The organism is Magnetococcales bacterium (assembly GCA_015231925.1).
In the GTDB taxonomy this organism is placed as follows: domain Bacteria; phylum Pseudomonadota; class Magnetococcia; order Magnetococcales; family JADGAQ01; genus JADGAQ01.
Map to the genome: position 1 here is coordinate 1 of JADGAQ010000174.1, position 8,788 is coordinate 8,788.

Consider the following 8,788-nt stretch of genomic DNA (forward strand, 5'->3'; position numbering starts at 1 on the left):
CCCCCCCCGAACCCTCGTATACCTGAACAGATCGATCTCTCGTCAACGAGCCGCATCAGGATTCGGCAATCACATCTTCGATACTTGAGACTGTTTGCGAATGGACTTTTCGATATCCCGCGCCATGCCGCCATCGGAGACGGCATCGGTCCAGATACCATGGGACAGCACCTGTTTGAGCACCACCACCTTCACCTCTCCGTAGGGATCCTGCCCCGAAACACGGATATTCAGGCTGTAGCGGGTGGTCGGATCGGAGGGATCCACCTTCCAGTCGGTGGCGATGAACCCCCCCGATTGATCGGCGGTTTTCACCGGCAGGTCCATCACGGTATCCAGAGCGCCCGCATAGAGTTTGCGGGCACGCATGTCTTCCCGGCTCAACTTGGAGCCCCCGCCGAGAACACCCCCGTCCCCGGTCAAACCGAACAGCCCTTTGTCACCCGGTTCGAGTTTCAGATCCTGCTCTTTCAAGTCTTTCTCGGCCTTTTTCTGGCCCAGTTCGCTCAAGGGATGCTGATCGAGCTTGTTGGGGCTGTTCCAGGAGGAACATCCACCCAGAATCAATCCGGTTGCCGCCATGACTGCCAGGAATCGTGTTGCCATCTTGCACCTTGCCTTTGGTCCGGAGGCGGGTATCGCCCTGATCCGGTGTTCGTTCCATGAAGGGATGAGACTTGCCTGAACTGCATTCTGGCCCAAGCCCGGCCAAAAAAAAAGGGGGCGGAATAATCCGCCCCCCGTCGTGCCTGTTGATGCGGGAAACCCGAATCAGAAGGCCATCTTGACATCAACCATCACAGCGTGGATGGAATCTTCCTTGTGGGCGCCGGTCTGGGCCGCAAGGAGGGTGTTGTCGCTGCTGGGATCAACATAGCTGCCGGTGATACCGAGGGTGGTGCCTTCATCCAGCTTGGTGGAGAGGGCCAAGGTACCGCCCCAGGCGCTCTTGAACAGAGCCGTGTTGGTGGCGGAATTGGCAGGGCTGCGATCCGTCACGCTGGCATAGTCGAGCATGGGGTTGATGGTCCAACCGCCGGTCTTCACGGTCAGGCCGGCGCCGACGCCCCACAGGTTCTCGGTGTTGGAGACGTTGCCGTTGGCGGGCAGGAAGGTACAACCGCCGCTGCCGGAGGTCGCCGTGTAGGAGGCGGCGGAAGCGCAGGTGCTGAACAGGGTGTTCATGAGGTCACGACCACCGGGTCCGCTCTGGTCCCAGGTCTTCGACCAAACGGCATTGGTGCCGACGATGTTGTTGAAATCTTCACCGGCATAGAAGGCATAGCCATTCCAACCGCCGAAGCCGGTCTTGCCCTTCAGGCGCAGAGCGGCCAGGAAGTCGCTGTCATGAGCTTGAGAATTGTTGGCGGCATTCTTCCAGCCATTCTCGTAGATCAAGGTACCGGTGATGTCGATGTCGGAGACATTGGCGCCGACGGTCGCAGCCAACCACCAGTCACGGGCGGAGTCGGAGGCATTGACGGTCAGGTTGTTGGCCACGGTGCTGTCGGCAGCGGCATTCATCAGAGCGCCGGTCACCTGATAGTTGGCCATGCCGGCTTTGCCGAGCACGGAAACGACATACAGGTCGACGTCGTCGTCATCAGCACCCATGCCGGCACCGGCATTGGCGGAAGCGCCGCGGGTGTTGCTCTCGGCAACGCGGACATCACCGACGAGGACGGTGGTGTCACCGAAGCTCTTGGAGAGCAGGATGGCGCCGAAGCCGTTGGTGTCGTGGTTGACCAGGATGTCGTCATGCATGGAGATGGGCATATGACCCATCTTGGCGCCAACGCCATACAGATCCGTTTCCAACCAGGCTTGCTTGATGGTCCAGCTCGCGGTGGAGTCGGCAGCGGCGCCGGTCACGTTGACGCTGTCAAGAGCGCGGGTCACCAGATGGGCATGGGTCTTGGGGGAAGCGATGAAATCCAAGTTCAACTGCAGACGATGCCACATGGCGCGCTCGTTGTCCCAAGCGGTCGAAGCGGCGGGCTCGGAAGCGGTGATATCCGCATCCTGAACACGGAACATGTAGTACCCGCTGATCTTGGTCTCGCCAGCATCCGCGGTGGAACCGACGGCAACGGAGGCCAGAGCAGCCAAACCCAGAACCAAAGACTTCTTCATTCTTTCTCTCCTTAGCAAAGTTGACTTCAAAATTTGCTCCCTGATGGCGCCGTCCATGGAGACCCTGCTCTGGCTGCCTTTGAGGAGTTCACATCATCGTTTTTGTGCGACTGTACCTTTTTTGCAACACTCTGTTGCTATTCAGCAACACTCCCTGGATTGGGCTTATACAGGGATTCATCCGAGAAGGTCAAGCAAAAAAACGCCCTCTCTTTCATTTTTTTTCACAATGGCCCACCGCTACGGCTTGCGGACCACGTCTCCATCCAGGGGGTGCAGCAACCGTTCCACCAGCTGTTCCAGCTCTTCAAGGGAGGCGTATTCCAACTGAATGTGACCGCGCCCTTGCTGATGGGTGATGCCCACTCGGGTTTGCAACTGAGATGCCAACCTTGCCTCAAGGGCCTGAATGGCAGGATCCCTTCGTCTGCCTCCGGGCCTCGTCTCCCTGGATACAGGTTTCGTGCCACTTCGGCGTTGCCGCACCAAACGTTCGGTCTCCCGAACCGACATCTGCTCCCGAACCACCTCCGCAGCCACCCCCGTCAGCCACTCCGCAGAGGCATCCTCGAACCCCAGCAAGGCCCGCGCATGGCCCTGGGACAGGGCTCCCGCCGAAACCATCTCCTGTATGGTCCCCGGCAGCTTCAACAGCCGTACCGCATTGCTGATATGCATGCGACTGCACCCCAGACGCCGGGCTATTCCGCCATGGCTGTAGCCAAATTCCTGCACCAAGCGGTCAAAACCCCGTGCAATCTCCATGGGATTGAGATCTTCCCGTTGCACATTTTCCAGAATGGCTGCTTCCAGGGCCTCGTGATCCGGAAAATCCCGAATCAATACAGGGATCTCCGTCAATCCCGCCAGTCCAGCCGCCCGCCAGCGTCGCTCTCCCGCCACCAGTTCGTAGCGATCCCCCCCCAGCGGACGTGCCAGAACCGGCTGCAAAACGCCATGAAGGCGTATGGATTCCGTCAATTCGGCCAACGCCTCCGCATCGATCTCCTCCCGTGGTTGACGGGCATGGGGTTGAAGATGGTCCAACGCCACCATGCGCAAGGGATGAGAAGAGGCGTGCCCCGCTCCGCCGCTCTCCCCCAAAAGGGCGCTCAAGCCCCGTCCAAGCTGCAGCTCTTCAGCCATACCCCTCTCGCTCCCCGACTCCGCTTACGGAATCCGTGAAAAAAATGACACACTTGTTGCCGTTATGACACACCCCTGTGACTCTCGGGCCACAAGCGCCCCCCCATCTCCTCCGCCAGACGCAGATAATCCCAGGCCCCCGCCGCACGGGGATCGTACCAGAAGGCCGGACGACCGAAACTGGGTGCGATGCTCACCGCCAGATCCTTGTAGAGAACCGTGTCGCAAACCAGCGCCCCGAAGTGTTTGCGCACCTCGGCAGCCACGTGGGCATGCAGGGGATTCTCTTTTTCGAACAGGGAAAGAACGATGCCACTGACCGAAAGCCGCGGATTGAGCCGGGAACGGATCATCTCCACGGTGTTCATCAACCGGGTCAGACCTTCCAGGGCGAAAAACTCACACTGCAAAGGCACCAGCACGCGACTGGCCGCCGTCAGCGCATTGACCGTCAGCAGTCCCAGGGAAGGCGGACAATCGAGCAGAATGGCGTCGAAGCCGGTGATGCCGGCAACCATGCGGCGCAGGCGGAACTCCCGCTCGGTGACCGCCGCCAGTTCGACTTCGGCCCCGCTCAAATCGGGTGTGGCCGCCAACAACCACAAACCCGGCTTGATGATGGGCGCAATGGCCTGCGCCGGCGTGGCGCGCCCTGCCAGTACATCATAGAGAGCCGGAGCCCCTTCCCCACCCTTCCAGGCCAATCCGAGGCTGGCATGGCCCTGGGGATCGCAATCCACGACCAGGGTGCGCCGTCCGGAAGCGGCAAGCGCCGACGCCAGATTGACGCATAGCGTGGTTTTGCCCACCCCCCCCTTCTGATTGACCACGGCCACAACGGGACAAACCGGCTCCCACGGCGCCGACATCTCCGGCAGCATCTCCTTCGCGGCAGCGGCAGGCCTGGCTTTCGCCGGTGAACGCCTTCTCGTTTCGGTCATGGGGACCACTCTTCCTTTTCCGGACGACACAAACGAACCACCACACTCTCCCGATCACTTGCGGAGGCGGACAGGATCTCGGGCGGCGCATAGCGCTGCGCCCCTTTCTCCTCGGTCCACTCCCGCAACTCCTCCTTCAGTCGAGGCCCTTTCAAAATCAGATACTCCCCGCCGGGCCGCAACAACGGCCAGGCATGATCGGCCCCGTAGGCCAGAGAACCGACCGCACGGGAGATGATACAGCGATAGCGTTTGCCGTGGCGAAGCTCTTCGGCGCGTTTATTGATTATTTTAATTCTGTCTTCTAATTTTAGGTTCTGAACGACCCACTTAAGAAACTTTGTTTTCTTGCCAGAGGACTCTATCAAATCAATTTCGATTCCTGGATACAATATAAGTCCTATAACCAACCCCGGAATTCCACCCCCGCTCCCCAAATCCGCCATCCCCAACCCGCTCCCCACATGCGGTATCAACAACGCCGCATCCGGAAGATGCACCGTATCCAACTCCGGCAACGCCGCCGGTCCCACCAACCCCGCCATAGCGTTCCACAGACGCAATTCCTTGACATAATACGTCAGACGGTTTTTCTGCACCTCCGTAAGACAATACCCCAGCGTTTGCTCCAAAGGAGCCCATGTCCATTGATTGGTTTCCGCAGCCGGAACGGCAAGAGGATTGTCGGCCATGATTCTTCATTCGATGCAAGAGAAGGAGGGACATGGATAACAGATGCGGAGGGCAAAAGGAAGGAATGGTCGATTCATTGAAGCAAGAGAAAGAGGAAGAGAAATGCGGTGTTTGGAGAAACGCTTTGTATCAGGAAAGGATATTTGTAACTGTTCAGAACCCTGCGCAGCGCGACATGAGCGTATCAACAGCGAAAGGGAAAGTCCCAGGGGTGCCCCCTGGACCCCATGGGGTTGGAAGTCAACAGCAAAAGGAAAAGTCCCAGGGCGCTGCCCTGGACCCGCCGGGGGGGGATGATCCCCCCGGCCCCCCGCTGAACTTTCAAAAAGGGGGTACTGAATAGTTACGGATATTTAATGGGAAAGGGAAAGGCAAAACCCTGAGGGGGCAGCGGAGCTCCCCCTCAGACTCCCCCAACCCTTTTTGCTAATAAAGGATTTTTTGAAAGGAGAGAGACGGATTTTTTCAAAGTCAAAGACCCCGTTTCAAGGCTACCCACACCGCCATCACCGCCGCCGGCGTCACCCCCGGAATCCGATACGCCTGCCCCAACGTCTGCGGTCTCACCCGCTTGCACTTCTGCCGGATCTCAACCGACAAACTCCCTACCCCATCCCAATCAAACCCCTCCGGAATCACCCAATCCTCCGTCTCCCGAAACCGCCTGACCTCCTCCTGCTGCTTCTCCCGATACCCATGATACACCGCATCCACCTCCAACCCCGCCAACACATCCTCCTCCTCCCCCGCCAACCCGCTCAACTGCCAGACGCGCTCCACATCCACATCCTGCCGCCGCAACAACTCCCACCCCGTCTGATACCCCACCACCGATTCATCCCGCTCCAACAACACCTCCCGCAAAGGCAAACGCACGCTGTGCAACACCTCCCCCCCTTTAACCAACAACTCCTGCTTGCGCACGAAACGCATCCAACGTTCCTCACTCACCAAACCCAACTCGCGCCCGATCGGCGTCAATCGCGCATCCGCATTGTCCGCTCGCAACAACAGCCGAAACTCCGCCCGAGAGGTGAACATGCGATAGGGCTCATCCACGCCCCGCGTCACCAGATCGTCGATCATCACCCCGATATAGCATTGATCCCTCCCCGGACGGAACAAGGGCTTCTCCGCCGCGAACAAAGCCCCGTTGATCCCGGCAACCAGTCCTTGCGCCGCAGCCTCTTCATATCCGGTGGTGCCGTTGATCTGTCCGGCCAGAAAAACCCCCGGCCACTTTTTGGACTGCAGGCCGTTATCCAGATGACGCGGATCGGCCATGTCGTACTCGATGGCATAGCCCGGTCTCAGAATGCGCACCGACTCCAAACCGCGTATGGAATGCAGCAGCTCCCGTTGCACATCCACCGGCAGAGAGGTCGATATGCCGTTGGGATAGACTTCGCGTACATGACGCCCCTCCGGCTCCAGAAAGATCTGGTGTCTTTCCCGATCGGCGAAGCGCACCACCTTGTCTTCGATGGAAGGACAGTAGCGGGGTCCGATGCTCTGAATCTGTCCGGTATAAAGCGGCGCCCGATGCAGATTGGCTCGAATGAGTTCGTGGCTGCGGCTGTTGGTATAGGTGATGTAACAGGAAACCTGCTCCAGCATCAAACGACCGGTCAGGAAGGAGAAGGGCGCCGGTGGATCGTCTCCCGGCTGCTCCTCCAGGAGATCCCAGCGAATGGAACGCCCGTCCAGGCGGGGAGGGGTGCCGGTTTTCATACGCGCCGTGGTGAGTTCCAAACGGGCCAGTCCCTCGCCGAGGAGCTGACTCGGAGCATCGCCCAAACGCCCCGCCGGGAATTGCCGTTCTCCCAAATGGGCCACGCCGCGCAAGAAGGTGCCCGTGGTCAAAACGACGGAACGGCAGAAGCAGGACTCGCCCCAATCGGTGACCACCCCGCATACGGCGTTGCCCTCCACCAGCAGGTCACGCACTTCGGCCTGGCGCAACACCAGGTTGGGCGTCTCTTCGAGAGCCTGGCGCATGCAGCGCCGGTAGAGCTGTTTATCCATCTGCGCCCGCGGACCGCGCACCGCCGGCCCCTTGCGCCGATTCAGCAAACGGAACTGAATGCCCGCCGCATCGGCCACCCGTCCCATCAATCCGCCCAAGGCATCGACTTCCCGAACCAGATGTCCCTTGCCCACCCCCCCGATGGCGGGGTTGCAGGACATCTGCCCGATGGTGTCCAGGTTCTGGGTCAACAACAGGGTGGAAGCCCCCAGGCGCGCTGCCGCATGCGCCGCTTCGCATCCGGCATGCCCCGCACCGATCACGATCACATCAAACCATTCCGCCATGAGTCACCCACCACCCTGTTTCACGTGAAACACCCCACTGCGGGATGTGTACAATATTTTAATACATAATACAATAACTGGCTCAATTTTTGCTTAAACTCTCTTATTCTCAGCCCCGCCCCCAGACCTCATCGAGCCCCCATGACCGATATCGCCCTGGTTCGCGCCAAAAACAACCCCTCAGTCCATGTTACGCGCGGTCACGCCTCTCGGGAAGGCGGACAACAAAACCCGCCCTACGGCATCCTCTACATTGCCAAAAACCTCAACCTCCACGGCTATCGCAGCCGGATTTTCGACCGCTTCCAGGACCACTACTGGCCCCTCACCCCCGAGGAGATGGCTCGGGAAATCCTCGGCTGCCATCCCGGCGTGGTGGGCATTTCCGCCAACACCAGCCAGTGCCGTGATACTTTCGAATTGGCCGACGCTCTGCGTCGTCTCTCGCCGCAAACCCCCGTCCTCCTGGGCGGCAACCACTTTTCCAGCCCGAACGTCATCCGGGAAGCGTTGCAGCACGCCACCGCCGTCATGTCCGGAGAGGGGGAGAAATCGGTTCTTCAGGGAATGCAGCAGGGTCCCCAAGCCTTTTCCGGACATCTCGTCGGACAGGCCCTGACCAGCGATGAAATGAACGCCATCCCTTTTCCGGGCAAGGCCGATCTGGAACAGACCGCCTTCAATCCCGCCCTGGTCGGGGAGTTCCCTCTGCTCACCGCCAAGGGCTGCCCCTTCGATTGCGTCTTTTGCAAGGATGGTCATCGCACCGCCAAGTTGCGTTACTTCTCCGTCGATTATGTGGTCGACGCCCTGGAGTCCATGCATCGGGATTACGGGTTCGACCGCTTCTTCATTCTGGACGATGTCTTCGTCTATTCCGTGGAACGCATGGAGGAGATGATCCGGGCCCTGGAGCGTAAACGGCTGAAGTTTCACTTCCGCTGCTTCCTGCATCCCAACACCATCAAGGAGGAGCCGTTGCGTCTGATGAAGCGTCTCGGGGTGCGCTGGATCAGCATCGGCATCGAATCCGGGGATGATCGCATCCACTCCCTGCTGGGCAAGAAGACCAATCTGGAGCGCATTCGTCGCGGGGTGGGAATGTGCAAGGAACAGGGTTTCGATATCAACGGGCTTTTCATGTTGGGCAACATCGGCGAAACACGGCAGAGCATGGAACGAACCATTGCTCTGGCCGACGAATTGCCGACGGATGCCGACTGGTTCTCCTTTGCGGTTCCCTTTCCCGGCACGGCTTTTTACGATCAGGTGGAGCGGTACGGCACCATTCTGGAGCCTGATTTTTCCAAATGGAACAATCAGGAGCTGGTCTATCTGCCCAACGGCGTCACTGAAGCCGATATGCAGGCGTTGATGGCGCAGGCTCAGGAGATCATGCAGCGGAAGATGGATCGTTACCAACGCCATCAGAGGGCCAATCTGCGTTATTGGCTGGTTCGGATCAAACAGTGGCTGCGGGGGAAGGTAACCCGATAACCATGTTTTGACTTTCAATATTTATCTTTTAAGTATCAAAAAAAGAAAATGTTCTGTCCTTTGAC

General features: G+C 59.1%; 7 protein-coding genes. 1 reads left to right on the top strand and 6 read right to left on the bottom strand.

What is annotated here, in order from left to right; all coding sequences use genetic code 11:
* Positions 1–69 precede the first annotated feature (69 nt).
* The 6 genes from HQL56_15730 to mnmG all read right to left on the bottom strand — a co-directional run bounded on the left by HQL56_15730 (position 70) and on the right by mnmG (position 7,226).
* Complete coding sequence (locus HQL56_15730) at positions 70–606, bottom strand: DUF3576 domain-containing protein (GenBank protein ID MBF0310969.1); 537 nt, start codon at positions 604–606, stop codon at positions 70–72.
* A gap of 165 nt (positions 607–771) precedes the next feature.
* On the bottom strand, positions 772–2,037 hold the full coding sequence (locus HQL56_15735) for a hypothetical protein (GenBank protein MBF0310970.1): 1,266 nt from the start codon (positions 2,035–2,037) through the stop codon (positions 772–774).
* A 336-nt stretch (positions 2,038–2,373) separates the two neighbouring features.
* Positions 2,374–3,279: a ParB/RepB/Spo0J family partition protein gene (locus tag HQL56_15740; protein MBF0310971.1), complete on the bottom strand. Its 906-nt coding sequence runs from the start codon at positions 3,277–3,279 to the stop codon at positions 2,374–2,376.
* A gap of 62 nt (positions 3,280–3,341) precedes the next feature.
* Positions 3,342–4,148, bottom strand: coding sequence for a ParA family protein (locus tag HQL56_15745; protein MBF0310972.1), 807 nt, complete (start codon positions 4,146–4,148; stop codon positions 3,342–3,344).
* 68 nt (positions 4,149–4,216) lie between these two features.
* Positions 4,217–4,912 (bottom strand): 16S rRNA (guanine(527)-N(7))-methyltransferase RsmG, encoded by a 696-nt coding sequence (gene rsmG / locus HQL56_15750; GenBank protein ID MBF0310973.1) that lies wholly within the window; start codon positions 4,910–4,912, stop codon positions 4,217–4,219.
* 472 nt (positions 4,913–5,384) lie between these two features.
* Positions 5,385–7,226: a tRNA uridine-5-carboxymethylaminomethyl(34) synthesis enzyme MnmG gene (mnmG, locus tag HQL56_15755; protein ID MBF0310974.1), complete on the bottom strand. Its 1,842-nt coding sequence runs from the start codon at positions 7,224–7,226 to the stop codon at positions 5,385–5,387.
* 141 nt (positions 7,227–7,367) lie between these two features.
* Here mnmG and HQL56_15760 point away from each other — a divergent pair, with 141 nt between their 5' ends.
* Entirely contained in the window at positions 7,368–8,723 is a 1,356-nt protein-coding gene (locus HQL56_15760) for a B12-binding domain-containing radical SAM protein (GenBank protein MBF0310975.1), read from the top strand.
* The last annotated feature ends 65 nt before the right edge of the window (positions 8,724–8,788 follow it).